The 20,751-nt window shown below is 64.2% G+C and carries 19 protein-coding genes; 9 read left to right on the top strand and 10 right to left on the bottom strand.

The features are described from left to right. Window positions 1–9 precede the first annotated feature (9 nt). The 4 genes from phnE to FSY45_RS06895 all read right to left on the bottom strand — a co-directional run bounded on the left by phnE (window position 10) and on the right by FSY45_RS06895 (window position 5,574). On the bottom strand, window positions 10–1,584 hold the full coding sequence (gene phnE, locus FSY45_RS06910; protein WP_046460237.1) for a phosphonate ABC transporter, permease protein PhnE: 1,575 nt from the start codon (window positions 1,582–1,584) through the stop codon (window positions 10–12). After that, window positions 1,575–2,417, bottom strand: coding sequence for a phosphonate ABC transporter ATP-binding protein (locus FSY45_RS06905; protein ID WP_148747976.1), 843 nt, complete (start codon window positions 2,415–2,417; stop codon window positions 1,575–1,577). The genes phnE and FSY45_RS06905 overlap by 10 nt, the downstream gene beginning before the upstream one ends. Before the next feature lie 74 nt (window positions 2,418–2,491). After that, window positions 2,492–3,373, bottom strand: a complete 882-nt coding sequence (locus FSY45_RS06900; RefSeq protein WP_003062471.1) for a putative selenate ABC transporter substrate-binding protein — start codon at window positions 3,371–3,373, stop codon at window positions 2,492–2,494. A 224-nt stretch (window positions 3,374–3,597) separates the two neighbouring features. Further along, window positions 3,598–5,574: a choice-of-anchor I family protein gene (locus tag FSY45_RS06895; protein ID WP_046460239.1), complete on the bottom strand. Its 1,977-nt coding sequence runs from the start codon at window positions 5,572–5,574 to the stop codon at window positions 3,598–3,600. Window positions 5,575–6,063: 489 nt separating this feature from the next. On the opposite strand from FSY45_RS06895, the gene FSY45_RS06890 reads away from it, so the two are divergent. Together FSY45_RS06890 and FSY45_RS06885 are read left to right on the top strand one after the other, a co-directional pair. Next, window positions 6,064–6,900: an RNA ligase family protein gene (locus FSY45_RS06890; RefSeq protein WP_057092440.1), complete on the top strand. Its 837-nt coding sequence runs from the start codon at window positions 6,064–6,066 to the stop codon at window positions 6,898–6,900. Window positions 6,901–6,973: 73 nt separating this feature from the next. Then, entirely contained in the window at window positions 6,974–8,119 is a 1,146-nt protein-coding gene (locus tag FSY45_RS06885) for an AAA family ATPase (protein ID WP_046460241.1), read from the top strand. A gap of 73 nt (window positions 8,120–8,192) precedes the next feature. Here the strand turns inward: FSY45_RS06885 and FSY45_RS06880 are convergent, their stop codons facing one another. From FSY45_RS06880 to FSY45_RS06860, 5 genes are all read right to left on the bottom strand, one after another. After that, entirely contained in the window at window positions 8,193–9,425 is a 1,233-nt protein-coding gene (locus FSY45_RS06880; protein ID WP_039048935.1) for a cyanate transporter, read from the bottom strand. Window positions 9,426–9,521: 96 nt separating this feature from the next. Further along, window positions 9,522–9,962, bottom strand: coding sequence for a nucleoside deaminase (locus tag FSY45_RS06875; RefSeq protein ID WP_046460242.1), 441 nt, complete (start codon window positions 9,960–9,962; stop codon window positions 9,522–9,524). Window positions 9,963–10,137: 175 nt separating this feature from the next. Further along, entirely contained in the window at window positions 10,138–11,139 is a 1,002-nt protein-coding gene (locus FSY45_RS06870) for an alpha/beta hydrolase fold domain-containing protein (RefSeq protein ID WP_046460243.1), read from the bottom strand. Then, window positions 11,136–12,092, bottom strand: coding sequence for a class I SAM-dependent methyltransferase (locus tag FSY45_RS06865; RefSeq protein WP_046460244.1), 957 nt, complete (start codon window positions 12,090–12,092; stop codon window positions 11,136–11,138). The genes FSY45_RS06870 and FSY45_RS06865 overlap by 4 nt, the downstream gene beginning before the upstream one ends. Window positions 12,093–12,242: 150 nt before the next feature. Then, entirely contained in the window at window positions 12,243–12,548 is a 306-nt protein-coding gene (locus FSY45_RS06860; protein WP_034380842.1) for a hypothetical protein, read from the bottom strand. 117 nt (window positions 12,549–12,665) lie between these two features. Here FSY45_RS06860 and FSY45_RS06855 point away from each other — a divergent pair, with 117 nt between their 5' ends. The 5 genes from FSY45_RS06855 to FSY45_RS06835 all read left to right on the top strand — a co-directional run bounded on the left by FSY45_RS06855 (window position 12,666) and on the right by FSY45_RS06835 (window position 17,199). Beyond that, window positions 12,666–13,382: a methylated-DNA--[protein]-cysteine S-methyltransferase gene (locus FSY45_RS06855; RefSeq protein ID WP_046460245.1), complete on the top strand. Its 717-nt coding sequence runs from the start codon at window positions 12,666–12,668 to the stop codon at window positions 13,380–13,382. 218 nt (window positions 13,383–13,600) lie between these two features. Then, complete coding sequence (locus tag FSY45_RS06850) at window positions 13,601–14,392, top strand: SDR family oxidoreductase (RefSeq protein WP_003062433.1); 792 nt, start codon at window positions 13,601–13,603, stop codon at window positions 14,390–14,392. A gap of 126 nt (window positions 14,393–14,518) precedes the next feature. Next, window positions 14,519–14,941 carry a PaaI family thioesterase gene (locus FSY45_RS06845; protein WP_046460246.1) on the top strand — a complete coding sequence of 141 codons (423 nt, stop codon included), beginning with the start codon at window positions 14,519–14,521 and terminating at the stop codon, window positions 14,939–14,941. A 135-nt stretch (window positions 14,942–15,076) separates the two neighbouring features. Then, window positions 15,077–16,093, top strand: coding sequence for an NADP-dependent oxidoreductase (locus tag FSY45_RS06840; protein WP_003062427.1), 1,017 nt, complete (start codon window positions 15,077–15,079; stop codon window positions 16,091–16,093). Window positions 16,094–16,293: 200 nt separating this feature from the next. After that, window positions 16,294–17,199 (top strand): SDR family oxidoreductase, encoded by a 906-nt coding sequence (locus FSY45_RS06835; protein WP_046460247.1) that lies wholly within the window; start codon window positions 16,294–16,296, stop codon window positions 17,197–17,199. A 45-nt stretch (window positions 17,200–17,244) separates the two neighbouring features. Here FSY45_RS06835 and FSY45_RS06830 read toward each other — a convergent pair whose 3' ends face one another. Beyond that, window positions 17,245–17,730 carry a DUF1566 domain-containing protein gene (locus FSY45_RS06830; protein ID WP_034361446.1) on the bottom strand — a complete coding sequence of 162 codons (486 nt, stop codon included), beginning with the start codon at window positions 17,728–17,730 and terminating at the stop codon, window positions 17,245–17,247. Between the two features lie 338 nt (window positions 17,731–18,068). Between FSY45_RS06830 and FSY45_RS06825 the strand changes: the two genes are divergently transcribed. Both FSY45_RS06825 and FSY45_RS06820 read left to right on the top strand, forming a co-directional pair. Beyond that, window positions 18,069–19,268 (top strand): multidrug effflux MFS transporter, encoded by a 1,200-nt coding sequence (locus FSY45_RS06825; protein WP_003062420.1) that lies wholly within the window; start codon window positions 18,069–18,071, stop codon window positions 19,266–19,268. Beyond that, window positions 19,261–20,694, top strand: a complete 1,434-nt coding sequence (locus tag FSY45_RS06820) for an MFS transporter (RefSeq protein WP_046460248.1) — start codon at window positions 19,261–19,263, stop codon at window positions 20,692–20,694. Before FSY45_RS06825 ends, FSY45_RS06820 begins: the two co-directional genes overlap by 8 nt. Window positions 20,695–20,751 lie beyond the last annotated feature (57 nt).

The raw sequence follows: 20,751 nt of genomic DNA, 5'->3' as shown, positions 1-20,751 counted from the left end.
TCAACTGTCTCAACGCATGGCACGGCGCAGGCCGGCGCTGCTCCAGTCCACGGCAATGCTCAGCAAAAGCATGGCCATGATCACGGTGCTGGCCTGGGCATAGTGGAACAGCGAAAGCTCGAAGTACAGCAGCTGGCCCAGACCGCCGGCACCCACAAAGCCCAGAATCGCCGCCATGCGGATATTCATTTCCCAGCGGTACAGCGTGTATGCCAGCAACTGCGGCGCTGCGCCAGGGAGGGTGCCATAGCAAAATGCCAGCAGGCGATTGCTGCCGCTGAGCTTGAGCGCATTCGCGGGGGCGGCCGGAGCATTCTGCAAGGCCTCGGCAAACAGGCGGCCCAGCACGCCGGTGGTATGCAGGGCCAGGGCCAGCGCACCGGCAAACGGGCCCAGGCCCACGGCCAGCGCGGTGATCGTGGCCCAGACCAGCTCGGGCACGGAGCGCAGCACGTTAAGCACCACATTCCATGGCGCACGCCAGCGCGGCAGGGCCAGCAGCAGGCCCGCGATCGCGGCCAGCAAGGTGCCGACTATGGAGATGGCCAGGGTCTCCCAGATGCCTTGCAGCACCTTGAGCAGCCAGGACTGGCTCAGATCGGGCGGGAAAAAGCCACGCACGAAGTCGCCCATGCTGGCGGCAGCATCTGCCGTGAACAGCGCAGAGAAATCAATATCCAGAAGCCGCAGACTGGCCCATAGCGCCGCGCAGGCAGCCAGCAGAAATGTGCCGGTTCGCCAGCCGAAGGGCTGGGCGCGCGCAGCAGGCGCGGCGTCGAGCGCGCGACGCAGCCACCAGGAAAGCAGATCGGCCGCCGCCACCAGCAGCATGAAGGCCAGCAGAATGCTGGCGGCTTCGCCGCCGTTGAGCATCTTCATGGCCTGATCCATGAGCTGGCCCAGGCCCCCCGCCCCGACAAAGCCCATGACCACCGAGGCACGGACCGCGCATTCCCAGCGGTAGACGGTGTAGGAGGTCAGCTCCTTGGCAGCCTGGGGCAGCAGGCCATAGAGCAGGGCCTGGATACGGCCGGTGCCGCTGGCACGCAGGGCGCGGGCCGGGGCGGGGTCGGTGGATTCGAGAATTTCCGCATAGACCTTGGCCAGCATGCCGCCATAGGTCAGGCCCAGGGCCAGCACACCGGCTGCCGGGCCCAGGCCGAAGACACGCACGAACACCAGAGCCCAGACCAGCTCGGGAATGCCGCGCAGGATGGTGAGCACGCTGCGGGCGATGGGGTTGAGCGTGACTCTCTCGCGTGCCGCGCCCGTGGACAGATAGGCCATGGGTACGGCAATCACAAAGGCCAGCGCCATGCCGGCCGTGGCGATGGCCAGGGTCTCCAGCGTGGCCTGAGCCAGATAGGCCAGAAACTCCCTACTGGTCTCGGGCGGCAGAAACTGCGCGAGAAAGCCGCCGATGACTTTGAGATTGTCGGCATCGAAAAGCGGCTTGAGCGAAAAGCCCGAGGTCTGCAGCATGGGCCAGAGCACGACCAGGGTCAGGATCAGGCCGCTCAGGCGGCCGCGAGCAGAGGGGTCGCGGCGTGATGGCCGGGCTTGCTCGAGCATGTCTACCGGCATGCGTTCACCTGGATGGGAGTGGGCGTGATGCTGGCGGGATCGCGCTGAGCCAGGCGGTTGTGCAGCATGGGCAAGTCGGCCGCTCTGCCATCGGTATGGGCATAGAGCGCTTGCAACTGCGCATCGCTGACCTGCGCGGCCGGCAGGTCAAAGGCCAGGCGGCCATCGCGCACGCCGACGATGCGGGCAAAGTTGGCCAGCGCCAGATCGACGGCATGCAGGCTGGCCACCAGCGTGGCCTTGCGCGCGGCGGCTTCCCGCACCAGCAACTGCACCGTGGCCTGCGAGAGTGCAGGGTCCAGGGTCGAGACCGGCTCGTCGGCCAGAATCAGTTCGGCCTGCTGGTAGAGCACGCGGGCAATGCCCACGCGCTGCAGCTGGCCGCCGGAGAGCTGGTCGCAGCGTGCAAACAGCTTGTCCTCGAGCTGCACGCGGGCCAGGGCCTCGCGCGCGCCCGCAATGTCCTGCGGATAGGCCAGCGATGCCAGCGCCTTCCACAGCGGCCACTGGCCGAGCTTGCCGGCCAGCACGGCCGTGACTACGCGCTGACGCAGCGGAATGGGGGCGGCCTGGTGCACGGTGCCGATGCGGCTGCGCAAAGCCTTGAGTTCGCGGGCGGCGGATTGCGCAGACGCGGTCCGGCCCAGCACCTGCATGCGACCTGCCGTGGGCAGGTAGGCTGTGCCTATGGTGCTGAGCAGCGAAGTCTTGCCGGCGCCCGAGGGGCCGATGAGCGCAATGCTCTCGCCCTGGATGGCGGACAAGGAGATATGGGACAGGGCGGTAAAGCCGTTGCTGTGGGTCAGGCCCACATCGTCCAGCATGAAGCTCATGAGACGAATACTCTGAAAACAATAGCTGCCAACGCCTGATAAATAAGCGTTGGCAGTCAAAAAAGCTGAATTTCTTACTTCAGCAGACCGGCGGACTTGGCGGCAGCTTCGATGCCGTCGTAGTTCTTGGAGTCGGTGGCGATGAACTTGGAGGCGCGCTGCAGGTCCATGATGGCCTTGTGCTCTGGCTTGCTGGGGTCCAGTGCCAGGAAGGCAGTAGTCAGTTTCTTGACGATGGCTGGGTCCAGGTCGCCGCGCACCGTCCAGTTGTAGTCAAAGTAGGTGGGCGTCGTGGCGAACACGCGCACCTTGCTCGTGTCCACCTTCTTGGATTCGACCAGCTTGTCCCACACCGAAGTGTTGAGCACGCCGGCCTCGGCCTTGCCTGCGGCCACAAAGGCCACGGTGGCGTCATGCGCGCCCGAGTAGGCCACGGTCTTGAAATCTTTTTCGGGATTCAGGCCGTCCTGCTGCAGGAAGAAACGCGGCATCAGGCTGCCTGAGGTGGACGAAGGTGCACCGAAGGCAAAGGTCTTGCCCTTGAGGTCGGCCAGCGTCTTGATGGCGGGGTCGGCCGTGATGAACTTGCTGGTGAAGACCGCATCTTCGGCCCGTTGCACAATGGGGATGGCCGTGCCGTTGGTGCGAATCTTGGCCTGCACATAGGTGAAACCGCCCAGCCAGGCCAGGTCCAGCTTTTTGGTGGCCAGGGACTCGACCACGGCTGCGTAGTCGGATACGGGGGTGAACACCACCTTCATGCCGGTGGCTTGCGAGAGGTATTCGCCCAGGGGCTTGAACTTGCGCTGCAGCTCGGTCGGTGCCTCGTCGGGAATGGCCGAGACGCGCAGCACGGCGGGGGTGTCTGCATGCGCTGCGGACAGCAGGGAAGAGGAGGCGAGAGCTGCCACGGCCAAGCCGCGCAGCGCCTGGCGGCGAGCGAAAGAGTGCGTCATTAAGTGCTCCGTTCAAAAAGCCACCGCCGTCCGGATACACGGCGGTTTAGTAGGTCGCAAGCGTCTGGCTTGCGGCGAATGGGAACCCATAGGCGGTACACCGACCGCTGGCGCTTATTGTTACGTAATTGAGAAACCCTCGGTGCAGTCTTTGCTTGATTTGAATAGCAAAAAGCCCCGTGGGGACGAGGCTTGGCATGAAAGCGATTGCTTGTCTGCAGGTTTCAATATTGCAGATTGAGCTGGTAGATGGCCGTGGTGCCGCTGACCTCGTTGCCCACCATCAGCAAGGGTTTGCCGTTGGGTGACTTGGCGGCAGAAATGAAGTGCAGGCCTTCGGGGCCCAGATCGCCCACATCGCTGAGTGCAGTGCCTGCCAGCGCGGATTTGCTGTCAAAGCTGGCGGTCCAGTTTTCGCGAGTGTTCAGATAGTCGATCTGCTTGGGTGCCTTGGGGTCGGTGATGTCGAACACCAGAATGCCTCCCATGCGTTCCAGGCCCACAAAGACAAAGGTCTTGGTGCCGATCTGGCCCACGGTCAGTCCTTCGGGCTCGGGACCCTTGGCGCTGCTGCGCGCATCGAGCCTGGCCGTTTCGTCATGACCGGTGTTGAAGTAGGTGGCGCAGGCAATGTCACGTCTGGCGCCCAGCTTGCATTCGGGGCTGGCGATGAATTTTTCGATGGCCGCGCCAGAGTCCCAGACCTGCTTGCCCTTGGCATCCCAGATGGAGATGGAGCGGCCGCCATAGGCGTATAGCCTGTCATAGGTCAGGTAGCCCTTGCCATCCTTGACGGGGCTGCCGCTGCTGTCGGTCTGGTAGCCCATGGTCCAGGTGACCTTGAGGCGGCCCAGTTTGTCATCGTCGCGGCAGGTCTTGGGGTCTGTGCCGACCGCGCCGCACCAGGCAAAGTTGCTGGCATTCAGATAGGCGCCGCTGGCCAGCTGAGCCAGATGGGCAGGCAGATCGTCGCCCGCGCGGCGCAGAAAGCCGTCCTTGTGCACCAGGTGCTTGATGCGCCACTCTTCCACAAAGCCCTTGCTCATATCGCCCGCCGTGGCCGGGGTGTTGGCCGTCTTGTCGGCGGCCGTGCCGAAATAGCTCTTGTTGCCTTCACCCCAGGCGCGTGCATCGCCTTCGTTGGCAGTGACCAGATAGGTCGCACCGTCGGCGGCCTTGTAGGCGGCGATGGAGTCGGGCTGGTACATGCCAAACACATTGGCGGCCTGGGTGATGTTGATGACCGGGCTCTTGCCGTCGCTGTCGGCGAAGTCCAGCTCGTTGCCGGCCGCGCCATGATCCTTGTAGCCCAGAGCCACCACATCGGTCACGGTGGCGCTGGCGATGTCCACGATGGCCAGCGCATTGTTTTCCTGCAGCGTCACCCAGGCCGTCTTGCCGTCCGGGGCCACGGCAATGTATTCGGGCTCCAGGTCGTTGGCCACGGCGGCCGTTCCCAGGCCGTCTGCGGTCGGGCCGAAGATGCGCACGCCCTTGGCCAGCAACTGGGCCTTCTGGCTGTTGAAGGCCTTGAAGTCGGCAGTGCGCGCCACGGGCTTGGCGGGCGTGCTCACATCGATCACGCTGATCGAGCCTTCGGGGTCGATCTGGTAGTCATCGCTGGGCTCGCCCTCGTTGGCGACCAGAATGGTCTTGCCGTCGGGGGTGAAGGTCAGCATATCGGGCAGGGCGCCCACGGGCACTTCGGCGATCACGCCGAGCTTGTCGGCGTCATAGATGACGACCATGCCCTTGTCCGTCTTGACCGATGCCTGCACGGCTGCAGCCACCAGGCCGCCATGCACGGCCACGCTGTTGATGGAGGCCCCCGCACCCAGCGAGAGCTTTGTGGCATCCAGGCTGGCCAGCATGCGCGGTGCGGCGGGGTTGCTCATGTCCAGCACGTCGAGCGCACCCTTTTGGGCGTTGACCACAAAGCCGCGCTTGGTGACAGGATCGAAAGCCGTAATTTCGGCGGCGCTCTGCAGAAAAATGCCCGACTGATAGCTGCCGATTTTCTCCAGCGTGAGCGAGGTGGGCGTCTTCTCGGGCTCGGGTGCCGGCGCCGGGACTTCAGGAATCGGAGCAGGCGCTGGTGTGGTGCTGTTCGTGTTGTTGTCACCGCCACCACAGGCGGCCAGGGCAGCGGCTGTGATCAGGGAAATCAGAAGAGGTTGGCGCAAGGTCTGTGCAGATGTCATTGAGAGTTTGGCAGGTGCAGGAAGAAAACTACGATTTGTAACCAGCCTCTGTTTCATCTCTGTGAAACCGTTTCGTGTTCTTTGCGCAACAAGTTTCGGTCAAGCGCTTGGCAGTTGGGCTTGCAAGCAAATACACTCGCCAGCCTTGCTCCACCTGCGCTATTCGCTCTCATTTTCGAGGTGCACCATGTCCCGCCGTATTCGTTTGAGCTAAACGACTTCGTCACACGCTGATCTTTCTCGCGTGTGCGCTGCGGTGTGGAACTCCCGCTCTGTGAAGGGTGGCAATCTTCCTGCTTGGCGTCTCTGGCCTGAATTGCATTCGGGCTCCAAGCTCCTCCCACTCTCTGAACTCTAGGCCGGCCCTTTGCTTGGCTGCTTGGGTTCTGTCTTTTTCCGATGGCAGCGGAGAGCGGCGCTGTCCATGTCCTTGATTTGTCTGCCGCGCCTTTTTTGCGCGTGGCTTATTCCCTTTTAGGAAAGCACAACATGACTTCACCACATCTATTCAATCTGGAGATCCTCAAATATCCGCGCACGCCGCATCTGCGTGGCTCGCGGCTGCAGATCGGCGATCAGGCAGATGCCGTGCCTTACGATGCGCTGGCCGGCCGGCATATCGTGGTCGAGGAAAAGCTGGACGGCGCCAATGCGGCACTGAGCTTTGGTGCCGACGGCAGCTTGCTGCTGCAGTCGCGCGGCCACTATCTGCAAGCCGATCAGATGGGCGGGCGCGAGCGTCAGTTCAACGCCTACAAGCAATGGGCCCGAGCTCATGAGAGCGCGCTGATGGCGCTGCTGGACGATCGCTATGTGATGTATGGCGAATGGCTGTATGCCAAGCATTCTCTGTACTACGACGCCTTGCCGCACTGGTTTTGCGAGTTCGACATCTGGGACCGCTCGGCGCAGCAGTTTCTGGACACGCCGCAGCGCCACGCGCTGCTGGACGGTGTGCCCGTGGTGTCCGTGCCCGTGCTCTACGCGGGCATCGCACCGAGGCGCATGCAGGATTTGCTGGCATTGCTGACACCATCTCTGGGGCGCAGCACAGGCTGGAAGGCGATGTTCGAGGATCAGGTGCAAAGACAGAAGCTGGATCTGCCGTTGGCCTGGCGCCAGACCGACCGATCCGAGCTGGCCGAAGGTCTGTACATCAAGGTCGAGGAAAACGGCCAGACCGTGGAGCGCTACAAGTTCGTGCGCTCCGACTTCGTGCAGGTGATCCTGGAGTCGGGCTCGCACCACAGCGAGCGGCCCATTGTCGCCAACGGTCTGCGCACAGGCGTCGATATTTTTGCCAACAAGATTCAAAAAAGCTGGTGAGGCTTGTCCAACAAGCGTTGATAGCTATCAAAACCGTGGTTTTCATGAGGAGGCTGCGGTGAAAGGAGAATTTATGTGGAGCTGGAAACAGATCGCGGCCCTGGTGCCGCATTCCGCTCACCATGCGGTGGACTGGGCGGCCTGCCTGGAGGCTTTTCCGCAACTGGAGCTGGCCAAGACCACGCCGCAAGATCCGATCTACCATGCCGAAGGCGATGTCTGGACGCATACGCAGATGGTGGTGACCGAGCTGCTGCAGGACGGCGACTATGCAGAGCTCACCAACGAGGAGCGCGAGACAGTCTTTCTGGCCGCGCTGCTGCACGATGTCGCCAAGTGCTCGACCACGCAGATAGCCGACGACGGCCGCATCTCGCAGCCCGGCCATTCGCGCCGGGGTGCACTCGATGCGCGGCTCATGCTCTGGGAGGCTGGCGCGCCCGTGGCCCGGCGCGAGGCGGTCTGCCGCCTGATTGCAGTGCATCAGGTGCCGTTCTTCGCCTTTGCCGATTCGCGCCGAGGCGTCTCGCCCGAGTTCATGGTCAGAGAGCTGTCCTGGCAGGTCGATCTGCATTTGCTGGTGCTGCTGGCCCGTGCCGATATTCGCGGACGCTTCTGCCCCGATGTGGGCAATGTGCTGGTGAATATCGAGCTGTTCAGGGAGCTTGCGCTGGAAGAGGGCTGTTTGCGCAAGCCGCGCAGCTTTGCTTCGGCCGAGACGGCAGTGCGCTATTTCCGCGGTGCCGAGTTGCACCCGGACTACGCCTTGCACGAAGAGCCGGGCTCGCGCGTCATCGTCATGTGCGGTCTGCCTGCATCGGGCAAGAACCACTGGGTGGCCCGGCATCATGCGGGCCTGCCCGTGGTGTCGTTTGACGATGCGCGCACCGAACTGGGCCTGCGCCACGGCGAGAACGAGGGCGCTGCGGCCCATCATGCGGTGGACAAGGCCAAAGGCCTGCTGCGCGCCAAGGCCGCTTTTGTCTGGAATGCCACGCATCTGTCCAGGCAGATGCGCGGCAAGACGCTGGAGCTGTGCCTGGCCTATGGCGCGCAGGTGGAACTGGTGCATCTGGAGGCAAGCAGGTCCACTTTGCTGGCGCGTAACAGCAAGCGCAACACCACGCTCGGCAATGCCGCATTGCTGGGCATGTTGCACCGATGGGAGGTACCCTTGCCGACCGAGGCGCATGGGCTGCAACTGCTGGTCAACGAGTAGTCCGCGCAAAAACGAAAAGGAAAAAGGGCCTGGAAGTTTCCAGGCCCTTTTTTTGGGGATCGCAATGCCGTGCTCAAGGCTGTTGCATGGCTTGCGGGTAGCCCTGGGGGTTGAAGCGTGTCACCAGCAGGCAGACCAGCGCGGCGACGCCGGCCTGATAAAGCCAGCCCGTCATCCAGCTGTCGCTGATCTGGTGCAGCTGTGCCATGACCAGAGGGGCCAGTGCGGCGAGGATGAAGCCGCCGCCCTGCATCAGCGAGTTGAGGGCACCGGCCTGTGTTGGCGATGGCAGATGGTCCAGCGCCACCAGCATGAAGAGCGAAAAGCAGCCGCCCAGACCCAGACCCAGCACGATGGCATTGAGTGTGGGCATGGCATCGGGCCAGAGCCCGAGGCCGGCAAAGCCGATGATCTGCAGCAGCAAGGCCAGCATGAGCCAGCAGCGACGGTCCAGGCTGCGGCGCGCGAGAGCGGGCATGGCCAACGCCGATGCGGCCTGCGCAATCGACAAGATGGCCAGCAGCGAGCCGCTTTGCGTGGCCGTCCAGCCATGGGTTTGATAGAACGGAGCGAGCCAGGCAACGGTGGAGCCATAACCGCCGTTCATCAGGCCGAAGCTGATCAGCAGCAGCCAGGTGCGGCCACGGCGCAGCAGCCAGCCGGTGTCGCTGTCGGCTTGTACCAGCGGCACGGAGGGTGCAGGGGCAACGGGCTCGTGCATCAGCGTCAGCGCATGCCAGGCCAGCGGCAATGCCAGCAGCACTGGGATGGCCCAGATGGCCAGCGAAGCCTGCCAGCTCAGACCCAGCTGCATGGCCATGGGCGAGAGCTGGGCGCTGAGTGCACCGCCGCCCATGAGCGCGGCTGAATACAGGCCCATCATGGGCGCCACGTTGTGGGGAGACTGGCGCTTGATCAGCCCCGGCAGAATGCTTTGTGCCAGCGCCACGCCCGCGCCGCAGAGGCCGGCCGTGACGATCAGCAGACTGCCGGTCGCAGCTCCTGCAGGCGTCAGGCGCAGGGCGCAGCCCAGCGCAATCAGCAGCAACGAGGCGCAAATGGCGGCGCGCGCGCCCCAGCGTCGCAATGCCGTGGGAGCAAGCCAGCCACCAATGCCCATCAGCGCCATGGGCAGCAGCGTGAGCCAGGAAAAGCTGCGCAAATCCATGCCCGTGGCCTGCTGTATGGTCGGTGCCAAGGGGCCCGGAGCCGTCAGAAAGGGGCGCAGATTGATGGTGACCAGTATCACCACGGCCAGCCACAGCAATGGTGGCACGTGGTGTGTTCGGGAAGATGTCGATGTCATGAAGCTCGGGGGCTGGCTGCGCTGCGGCGCGCCGGTGTGCGCGCCGCTCGTCCTGGGCAGCACGGTTTGTTGTTATGGTTTTGGCGGCAACGAGGATCAGGCGACGGGCCAGGCCTCATCCCCATAGAGCTGGGACGCGCGGATGCCGGTGTCGATGCGGGTGATGGGCAGCGGCTGCGGCGTCAGCGACAGGCGCAGGCGCTGGTATGTCCCCTCGCTGGACAAGCCGTAAGGCGCGGCGTCTTGGTTGTCGAAGGCGAAGAACACCTGTTCGGCGCCATTCATGACCAGGGCGGCCAGGCACATGGGGCAGGGGTGGCCGCTGGCATAGATGGACAGGCCTGCCAGGCTGGGGTTGGCGCGTTTTTGCGTGCCCGCGCGTATGGCCTGCATTTCGGCATGGGTGCTGGGGTCGTGGCTGGCAATGATTTCGTTGACGCCGGTGGCAACGACTTCATTTCCCTGGGCGAGCACGGCGCCGAACGGGCGGCCGCCCTTGAGGCGGTTGGCATGGGCCAGGTCCACGGCCAGGCGCATCAGTTGTTGTGGGGTGGCGGAAGTTGGACTCATGACTAAGAAAGATATGGCGGCGAGCGTCGGATGCTTGATGCATCAGCGTCGAGGTACTGTGTTTGAAAGGGGCGGGGCGGCGCCCGGCGCCGTGCAGCGTACACCTGCACGGCCATGCCGCTACCCGTCTGGAGAGCAAAGCTTATTTGCTCTGAGGACGTTGGCGGCCTATTAGTTCCGCCCAGGCCGAGCAGGCGAGCTCGACCTGCTGACGCGCCGCCGGGCTGGCAGCCAGCATGCGCGCAAAGCCGTGGACCATGGCCGGCGCGCGCAAAAGCTGCAGCGGTGCGCCCAGGGCCTGGGCTGCATGGGCAAAGGCTTCGGCCTCGTCGCGCAGAATATCGTGGCTGGCCGTCATCAGCAGCGTGGGCGGCAAAGCAGCGATGGCTGCGCTGCAGCAGCCCGGCGTCAGCCATTGCGAGGCCTGGCCCTCGGGCCTGCCCAGTTCCTGCCAGTAGCGCTGCATGGCGGCGGGCGTGAGCCCGAAGCCTGTGGCAAAGCGGCGCATGCTGTCATTGTCCTGATCGGGCTCAAGCGGCGGGTAGAGCAGCAGCAGGCCCGCGATGCGGGAGGCATCGCTGGGTTGCTGAATCTGGCGTACGGCCGCTGCCAGCGCCAGATGGGCGCCAGCGCTATCGCCTCCGAGCAGGACCTGCTCAGCCACAAAAGGCAGCAGTCCGCGCATATCGCTCAGCCACTGCAGCACGGCCATCACATCGTCCAGCGGCGCGGGAAAGCGGCTCTCGGGGGTGCGGCGGTAATGCACGGACAGCACGGTATGGCCGCTAAATTGGGCCAGATGCTCGCACAGGTCGTCATGGGTGTTGAGATCGCCCACCATCCAGCCGCCGCCATGCAGCCAGACCAGCGTCCGGCCGCTGCCCGCACCTTGCTTGCGATAGCTGCGCACGCAGATCTCGCGGCCCTCGGCCGCCACGAAATGCTCGGCCCTGGAAATGCCGGGCAGGGCGGAGCGAATCAGCCCTGCCTGCAGCTCGCTGAGCAGACGCCGGCGTTGCACATAGTTGAGCTGCGGGGTCGGCGTCTCCGCATCGAGCCGGGCAAAGCGCTGCAGCGTGCGTGCCAGAGCCGGGTCCACGGGCTGCAGAGGCAGGCTGCGGCCCTGATGTGTGCCCTCGCTCATGGCTGCTGGTCCGCCGCCAGCGCAGGAGCGCGATAGACCATGACCTTGAGGCTGCGCTCTTCGTTCACATCGGCAAATACGGCCGGGTTGGCCAGGCGCTCGACAAACTGCAGCTCGGGAGCGATTTCCGTCATGTGCTCGCGCAGAAAGTCGGTGCCGAGTTCGGGGGCGTTCAGGCACAGCAGCACCTGGCCGCCCGGCACCAGCAGATCGGGCAGGCGGCGCATCAGGCGCGCATAGTCCTTGGTGGCGATGAAGCTGCCTTTTTGGTAGCTGGGTGGGTCCACGACGATCAGGTCGTACGGTCCGCTGCGGTTGATCTTGCCCCAGCTGCTGAAAATATCGTGGGCGGCGAAGCTGGCGCCGGCCTTGACGCCGTTGAGTTGATGGTTGTGCTGACCCGTGGCCAGAGCGCCCTTGCTCATGTCCATATTGAGAACCTGGCCCGCGCCGGCCAGCTTGGCCACGACCGAGAACGCGCAGGTATAGGCAAACAGATTGAGCACCTTCATGCGCTCGGGCCGCTCATGGGCCAGTACCTGCCGGCGCACCCAGTCGCGGCCGGCGGCCATGTCGAGGAACAGGCCGTGGTTCTGCCCGCGTGCGATATGGATCAGATAGCGGGCGCCGTTTTCTGTGACCACATGAGGCTCGGGCAGCTCGCCGGCCATGACGCGGGTTTCGACCTTGCCGCCGCTCTCACGGCTCTGGAAGGCCCAGGTCAGAGGCTGGCCTGCCGGGGCGATCTGCTGCCAGCGCTGCTCCAGCGCCTGACCGATCTGGCTCAGCTGTGTTTCCTCCATGGGGGCAAAGCTGGTCAGCACGATGACAGGCGCAAAAGCATCCAGCGAGATCTGCTCGCAGCCTGGATACCGCCCACCGCGGCCATGAAAGATGCGCTGGGCATCGGTGGGAAAGGGCATCTGGGCAATGGCGGCTAGCAGGGCTTGCATGGAGAGAGAACAGTCACACGGTCAAACAAGCCGCCAGTGTAGGCATTGCAGCGAGCTCCGGTGGCCAGGGCGGCACATGCCCCTTGCAATGGTTGGCGGCCCGGGCCGGCGCTGACGGCCTCGGGACTCGCGCCGCCCGCGTCCGTTCACTCAGTGGTAGATGCGCCGCACATCGAAAAAACAGCTTTCGGTGCCGCCAATGCCTTGCAGGCCGGCCTCGGCCGCGGCGCGAGCCGCTTTCATCCAGCGCTGGAAGGTGAGCTTGGCGTCGTCGGTGATCTCTTCGGGCGGGGTGTCTTCCAGGCCTTGCACCAGAGACAGTGCTTCGCCGACCTGTTCCTCTCCGCCGAGCTGGCGGGCCAGTACACGCGCATAGCGTGCCTCGGCCTGCTGGCGTTTGTCCTCGGGCAGCTCGGGGTAGTCGCAAAGAGAGACGGTGAAATGGGCTTCTTGCATGTCCGTATATCCACAGTGTTTTGACTGTTTAAATATACAGTAATTAGCTGTTTTTGTATCCAGTTATTGGAGAATTTTTAAACAGCCACCTCTGGCTGCGTTTTGTAGACTGTGGCCATGAATCACGCTGCTTCATTGCCTTTCCCCGGACATGCCCTGTTTGTCACGCGCATCGGTGCATGCGGGCTGGCCTGGAATGCCAGTGCCATCTGCGCCGTGCAACTGCCAGAGGCCAGCTGGGGCGAGACCCGGGAGCGCATGCTGCTGGGCCTGAGCAAACGCCATGCGCTGCAGCCGCAGCGCGGGCCTGCGGCCTATGGAGCCGTGACCTCCATCTCCGCGGTTCCGGGCTTTGCGCTGCAGGCCATGGCCGGGGTGCAGTGTCTGCTGGCAGGCCTGAGTTCTCAGGGCGAACAGGCCTGGGCGCAGCCCGGTGCAGAGGCCGTGGCTGCCGGCGTGCTGGGAGATATGCGGCAGGACAGGGGGCAAGGCGCGGTTGGTGTTCTGCCTGACCTGCAGGAGATTGCACTCGACGAGTTCGCCGTGACTGCATTTCACAGCCGGGTCTATGCCTTCACGCGCGCCCTGGCGCCAGGCCGGACCAGCACTTATGGTGAAGTTGCAGCAGCGCTGGGTGAGGCCGGTGCTGCGCGCGCCGTGGGCCAGGCCCTGGGTGCGAATCCGTTTGCGCCGATTGTTCCCTGTCATCGCGTGCTGGCCGCAGGGCGGGCACCGGGAGGCTTCTCGGGCGGTCAGGGCGCTTTGACCAAGCTGCGCATGCTGGAGATCGAAGGCGGGGCCTGGGGCGGCACGCAGTCGCTGTTTGCCGATTGATGCCGATTGAAGGCGCCGGATGCGCTTTGCCTTGCTGCAGCTGGCAGACCCTGCAAGCCGCGCCAGCGCGGGCTCTGCCACCTGCGGGACAGCGCCGACACGCAGGTGACAACACAGCGTCTGAGGCGCCCGCACAATTCATGCAGCTTTTGACGGGCAGGCCTTGCAAGGCACTGCGCACCCGGTTTGAACCTTGAAAACAAACAGGAGACATGAGAATGACACGTACGGTGCAGCAACTTTTCGACCTCTCGGGCAAGACGGCCCTGGTGACCGGCGGCTCGCGTGGCCTGGGTCTGCAGATGGCGCATGCGCTGGGCGAGGCCGGCGCGAAGATTTTGCTGAGCTCGCGCAAGGCCAAGGATCTGGAAGAGGCCGCTGCCGAGCTCAAGGCCGCTGGCATAGAGGCCGACTGGATTGCTGCCGACTGCTCGGACGAGGCCGATATCACGCGCCTGGCCAAGGAGGCCGTGCAGCGTCTCGGCCATGTGGACATCCTGATCAACAATGCCGGAGCCAGCTGGGGTGCGCCGGCCGAAGACCACCCGACGGCGGCCTGGGACAAGGTGATGAACCTGAATGTGCGCGGCTATTTTCTGCTGAGCCAGCAGATCGCCCGCCTGTCCATGCTGGAGCGCAAGAGCGGCCGCATCATCAATCTGGCCTCGATCGCCGGCCTGGGCGGCAATCCCACGGGCATGAAGACCATTGCCTACAACACCTCCAAGGGCGCAGTCATCAATTTCACGCGCGCGCTGGCCGGCGAGTGGGGCGAGCACGGCATCACCGTCAACGCCATCTGCCCGGGCTTTTTCAAGACCAAGATGGCAGCCGTGCTGATCGAGACATTGGGCGAGGACGAAATGCGCTCCCATGCGCCGCTGCGCCGCCTGGGCGACGATGAGGATCTCAAGGGCCTGACGCTGCTCTATGCCAGCGATGCCGGCAAGCACATCACGGGCCAGTGGATGGCCGTGGATGGCGGCGTGAGCGCTCTGGTCGGTGGTTGATAGTGGCGGATGAAGAGTGAGTCATGTTTTTTGTGCGGTGCAGCATTCTGAGGCTGTCCGCCGCGCTTACATTCACGGTTCAGCAGCTGCAGTCTGCGGCGCATCACTCTTCTGAAAGGTTTCGCGGTGTTGTCATTTGGTCCTGAAATTCCCTTTGTGCATGAGCTGGGCTTCACCCTCCACAAGATGGAGAACGGTGAGTCCGAGCTGCACTTCACACCGCGTCCCGAACATCTGAATTCCTTTGGCATCACCCATGGCGGAGCCTCGATGACGTTGATGGATGTGACCATGGCCGTGGCTGCGCGCAGCGTGGACTTCGAGCAAGGTGTGGTCACCATCGAGATGAAAACTTCGTTCATGCAGGCGGCCAATGGCCCGCTGGTGGGCAAGGGCGTGCTGCTGCATCGCACCGGCACCATGGCTTTTACCGAAGGCCGCATCTACGATGCACAGGGCCGACTCTGCGTGCATGCCACGGGCACCTTCAAGTACATGAAGCGCAGGCCTGCGGCCGAAGGCGGATTGCAAGCCCTGCCCACGGATTGAGTACGGATCGGTTGCTCTGTTTTTATGAGCAGCCACCGCTTTTCCTATTGTTGTTTTGTGTGTTATCGGCTTCAAGTGTGAGGCATGTCAAGCGCTTGCAGCTATGAAATCTGAAGTTCAAACAGGAGACGAAACATGACGGTCAATCAGCAAATCCTTCTGGACAATCGCCCCCAGGGCGAGGCGGTGGAGAGCAATTTCAAGCTGGTGCAGTCGCCTCTGCCCGCCGTGGGCGAGGGCCAGGTGCTGGTGCGCCACCACTATCTGAGCCTGGACCCCTATATGCGCGGCCGCATGAACGACTCCAAGAGCTATGCCCAGCCCCAGCCGCTGGGCGAGGTCATGCAGGGCGGCACGGTAGGCGAGATCGTCGAGAGCCGCCACCCCAAGTTCAAGGCCGGCGACAAGGTGGTCGGCATGGGCGGCTGGCAGGAATACTCGCTGCTCGACCCCAGCGTGCCCGGCGCGCTGCGCAAGGTCGATACCACCCATGTGCCGCTGTCCTACTATCTGGGCGCCGTGGGCATGCCGGGCGTGACGGCCTGGTATGGCCTGGTCAAGATCATCAACCCCAAGGCCGGTGAAACCATGGTCGTCAGCGCTGCCACCGGTGCCGTGGGCAGCGCCTTTGTGGCGCTGGCCAAGGCACGTGGCTGCCGCGTGGTGGGCATTGCGGGCGGTGCCGAGAAATGCCGCTACGCCGTGCATGAACTGGGCTTTGATGCATGCATCGATTACCGCGAGCACCCCGATGTCAAGACCATGGCCAAGGCCTTGAAGGATGCCTGCCCCAACGGCATCGACGGCTATTTCGAGAACGTGGGCGGCTATATTTTCGACGCCGTGCTGCTGCGCACCAATGCCTTTGCGCGTGTGGCCTTGTGCGGAATGATTGCCGGCTATGACGGCCAGCCCCTGCCGCTGGCCAACCCGGCGCTGCTGCTGGTCAACCGCATCAAGCTCGAAGGCTTTATCGTCAGCGAGCACATGGAAGTCTGGGGCGAGGCCCTGACCGAGCTGGGCGGTCTGGTGGCAGCTGGCAAGCTCAAGCCGCGCGAAACGATCTCCCAAGGTCTGGCCTCGGCGCCCGGCGCGTTCCTGGGCCTGCTCAAGGGCAAGAACTTCGGCAAGCAGCTGGTGAAGCTGCTCTAACCCCCTGAGGCGCTTTGCGCCTTCCCCTAGCCGGGCGCCCCCTTTCTCTACGCGCTGCGCGCTATGGAAGGGGGGCGACAGCCTCGCTGCGGGGCGGCGCGGCCGGCATAGGCCCTTGCTTGCTGTCCCTTGGTTGTGCCGCACCGGTTTCGAGTGTGGAAGCGCATTTGAGCTGCGTCCAAATAAATACGGAGACAAGAATGATCACGAATTTCGCGGGAAAGACGGCGGTTCTGACTGGTGCGGGCTCGGGCTTCGGGCTGGAGTGCGCGCGCATCGGAGCCGCCAGAGGCATGAATCTGGTGCTGGTCGATGTGCAGCAGGAGGCGCTGGACAAGGCCGAGACCGAGCTCAAGGCTGCTGGTGCCAAGGTGCTGGCGCGCAGGGTCGATGTCTCGGATGCGGCGCAGATGGAGCGACTGGCAGCCGAAGTCAAGGAAACCTTTGGTGCGCCGCACTTTGTCTTCAACAACGCGGGCGTCGGCGCGGGCGGCCTGGTCTGGGAAAACACTGTTGCCGACTGGCAATGGGTGCTGGGCGTCAATGTCTGGGGCGTAATCCATGGCGTACGCCTGTTCACGCCCATGATGCTGGAGGCCGCCAAGGCCGATCCCGCCTTCGAAGGCCATATCGTCAACACCGCCAGCATGGCAGGTCTGCTGGCGCCGCCGAACATGGGCATCTACAACGTCAGCAAGCACGCTGTGGTGTCACTGACCGAGACGCTGTACCAGGACCTGGCCCTGGTCTCGGACCAGGTCAGTGCCAGTCTGCTCTGCCCCTTCTTCGTGCCCACGGGCATAGGTCATAGCGAGCGCAACCGTCCCCAGGGCCTGGAGGCGCAGCCTTTGACGGCCAGCCAGAAGATAGGCCAGGCCATGACCGACAAGGCCGTGGGCTCGGGCAAGGTCACGGCGACCGAGGTGGCGCAGAAGGTGTTCGATGCCATGGCCTCGGGCCAGTTCTATATCTACAGCCACCCGCAGGCCCTGGGTTCGGTGCAGGTGCGCCTGGAAGATGTGGTTCAGGGCCGCAACCCGACGGATCCGTTTGCGCACAAGCCCGAACTGGGCGAGAGCCTCAAGGCAGCGCTGCGCGCTGGCTGAGCCGGCGGGAGTTGAAAAAGCCTTGCCAAAGCGGCAAGGCTTTTTTCATGGTGCGGCCGGAGCCTGGGTGCCGAGTTCGGCCTCGGTGGCAGGGCGCACCAGGCGCAGCAGCAAGGCATTGCCCTTGCCCATATCGGGCACGGCCTGCAGTGTCTCGGTGTTGACCGCCCAGGCCTGCTGGGCCGAGAGGCCGGAGAGGCTGCTGGATTTGTCCACCTGGGCGTAGTTGTAGGTGTTCAGGCGCTGGGCATTCACGGCGGCCGTACCCGTCCAGTGCCAGTCGCGTGGCGCATTGGGAAAGAGTTCCGGGTTCAGGCCCTGGGGCTTGCTGCTGCGGTCCAGCAGGCGTTTGAGTTCATTGACGCGCGGCAGGCGCCAGCGCAGGTTTTCGGCCTTGCTGCGTTCTGCGGCATGGCTCATGGCCTGCTTGTAGCTGAAGACCTCGGCCTGGCCGCTGCAGGCCTTGCCATTCCAGCTCATGCCCTCGGCGCAGCGCGGCCAGGCCAGCCTGGCGCGCGTGTCTATCACCATGCTGGCATCGGGCGAGAGCTGAAAGGCAGGGGCAGCAGGCGCGGGCTGTGCACCAGTTGGTCCAGCCGCCAAGCATAGTGCAGCGAGCGCGGTGGGCAGCGAAAAGGGCAGACGTGGGAAGGAGCTTGCAGCAGTCACGGCGAGAGCAGGGAAGGGTGGTTGAGCCCATTGTGCTGGTTGTCCATGCAGTCATCGCCTGGATGACCGGGTCTAAAGCCTCGTAATTGAAGGCTTAGGCACAGGCGCTGCCCGGCGGACTGGCGTGAGCCTGCAAGGTCATACAGGAAACCGGCAATTGCTCAGCACATAAATCAAGTTACCACGACAATCACACCCCTATGCAAGCTTCTGTCTCCCTGCGTCTGGTTCTGATCCTGGGCCTGTTGTCGGCCATCGGGCCTTTCGCCATCGATATGTATCTGCCGGCCTTGCCCCAGATCGGCGCCAGCCTGGATGCCCAGGTCGGGGCCGTGCAAGCCAGCCTGACCGCGTTCTTTCTCTCCATTGGTGTGGGCCAGCTGCTCTATGGGCCGGTCTCCGACATGCTGGGCCGCAAGCCGCCGCTGTACTTTGGTCTGACGGTTTTTGCCGTCGCCAGCGTGGGATGCGCGCTGGCTCCGAATATCGAGACCCTGGTGGCGTTTCGCTTTGTGCAGGGTCTGGGCGCTGCGGCCTGCATGGCCGTGCCGCGTGCCGTGGTGCGCGATCTGCATACCGGCCACGCGGCCGCGCGCATGATGTCGCTGCTGATGCTGGTGTTCAGCGTCTCGCCGATTCTGGCGCCCCTGGCCGGCAGCGGCGTGATTTCCCTGGCCGGCTGGCGTGCCGTGTTCTGGGTGGTGGCGGCAGCAGCCGTGCTGGGCCTGATCGCCACGTGGCGTGGCGTGGAAGAGACCCGCACGGCCGAGGCGCGGCTGGACAGCAGCCTTGGCGGTGCGCTCAAGGCCTATCTGGTCCTGCTGCGTGACTGGCATTACCTGGGCCTGGTGTTCATCGGCGGCTGCGCCATGGCGGGCTTTTTCGTCTATCTGGCGGGCTCGCCCTTTGTGCTCATCAACTACTACGGCCTCTCGTCCACCCAGTACAGCATGGCGTTTGCGCTGAACTCCATCGCCTTTATCGGCGCGGCGCAGCTGACGGGGCGGCTGGGCCAGCGCTTTGGCCTGGTCAATGTGGTCAAGGCTGCGGCTTCTGCTTCGGGCCTGACCATGGCAGCATTGCTGCTCTATTACCTGCTGGGCGGCGAGAAGCTGGCGGTGCTGATCGTGCTGTACTTCATTGCCAGCGCCTTCATGGGCCTGGTGATTCCCACGACCTCGGTGCTGGCCCTGGAAGAGCATGGCGAGATTGCGGGCACGGCCTCCGCCTTGCTGGGAACGCTGCAGATGCTGAGCGGCGCTGCGGCCATGCAGATCGTGGGGCACTTTTCCAATGGCAAGCCCCTGCCCATGGTGGTGGGCATGGCGACCGGCGCCCTGGTGGGCGTGGCGCTGACCTGGATCACGCTGGGCCGTGTGCACCGAGTCGCCCATGACTGAGAGCACTGCTCAAGCTTCCCCTGCCTACGACGGCCTGCCTGAAGGTGCGCGTGGCCGCGCCATGCTGGTCATCATTCTGGGACTGACGCTGTCGGTGCTGGACAGCAGCATTGTCAATCTGGCCTTGCCCGCCATTGCGCGCGAGCTGCAGGCCAGCTCGGCCCTGACGCTCTGGGTGGTCAACGCCTATCAGCTGGCCGGCCTGGTGCTGCTGCTGCCGCTGGCAGCCCTGGGCGAGCGCCTGGGTTATCGGCGCATCTATCTGCTGGGCATGACGGTGTTTGTCATTGCCTCGGTGGCGGCCACGCTGGCCAGCTCGCTGAGCACGCTGATTGCAGCGCGCGTGTTTCAAGGCATGGGTGCAGCGGGCATCATGAGCGTCAATGCGGCGCTGGTGCGCTTGACCTATCCGCGTGCCATGCTGGGGCGCGGCATGGCCATCAACTCGCTGGTGGTGGCGACCTCGTCCATGGCCGGGCCTTCGGTGGCCGCTGCCATCCTGTCGGTTGCCAGCTGGCCCTGGCTGTTTGCCATCAACGTGCCGCTGGGCTTGATGACCTTGTGGATGGGGCGCAAGGCGCTGCCGGCCAACCCCGTGGTGCGCAAGAATGGCGAGCCGATAGCGGCGCTTGACGTATTGCTCAATATTCTGATGTTCACCCTGCTTTTCCTGGGCGGTGAGCAACTGGGCGTGCGCATGGGGCAGGATCAGGGGGCTGCGGGCAGCCCGCTGATGCCTTCGGGCTGGTGGCTGCTGGGCGCCGGGCTGGTGGTCGGCTATGTCTATCTGCGCCGTCAGTGGCACAAGACAGCTCCGCTGTTCCCCGTCGATCTGATGCGCATTCCCGTGTTCCGGCTGTCGATGTGCGGCTCGGTCTCGGCCTTCTGCGCGCAGATGCTGTCCTATCTGGCCTTGCCGTTCCTGCTGCTGGAGGCGCGCGGTCTGTCACCCATGGAGGCAGGCATGCTGATCACGGCCTGGCCGCTGGCCACCGTGCTGACGGCGCCGGTGGCCGGACGCCTGATCGGCAAGTATCCCGACGGGTTGCTGGGCGGCATCGGCATGGCCATGTTTGCCTGTGGACTGTGGCTGCTGGCGGCCATGCCGGTCGATGTGGCGCACTGGGACATGGTCTGGCGCATGCTGCTGGCGGGCAGCGGCTTCGCGCTCTACCAGTCGCCCAACAATCACACTATCGTCACTTCGGCCCCCATGTCGCGCAGCGGTGCCGCGGGCGGCATGCTCAGTTCTGCCCGCATGACAGGTCAGACACTGGGTGCCGTGGTGCTGGCCACCATCTTTGCCATCTCGGGCGGGCATGGCGGCAATGCTGAACTGCTGGCGCTGGCTGTGGCCGGCGGTTTTGCGGCGCTGGCCGGAGTTTTCAGCATCTTGCGCGTACGTCCGGGCAAGCAGCAGCATTGATTTGGCAGCAAAAGCTGCTTTTGTCCTGATATAGAGAGCGCAGCCAGTTGCCGATTC

The sequence above is a fragment of the Comamonas sp. Z1 genome (genome assembly GCF_008121555.1).
Taxonomy (GTDB): domain Bacteria; phylum Pseudomonadota; class Gammaproteobacteria; order Burkholderiales; family Burkholderiaceae_C; genus Comamonas; species Comamonas thiooxydans.
Note: the sequence above shows the minus strand (reverse complement) of the source record. Positions and strands in the feature narration are given on the sequence as shown.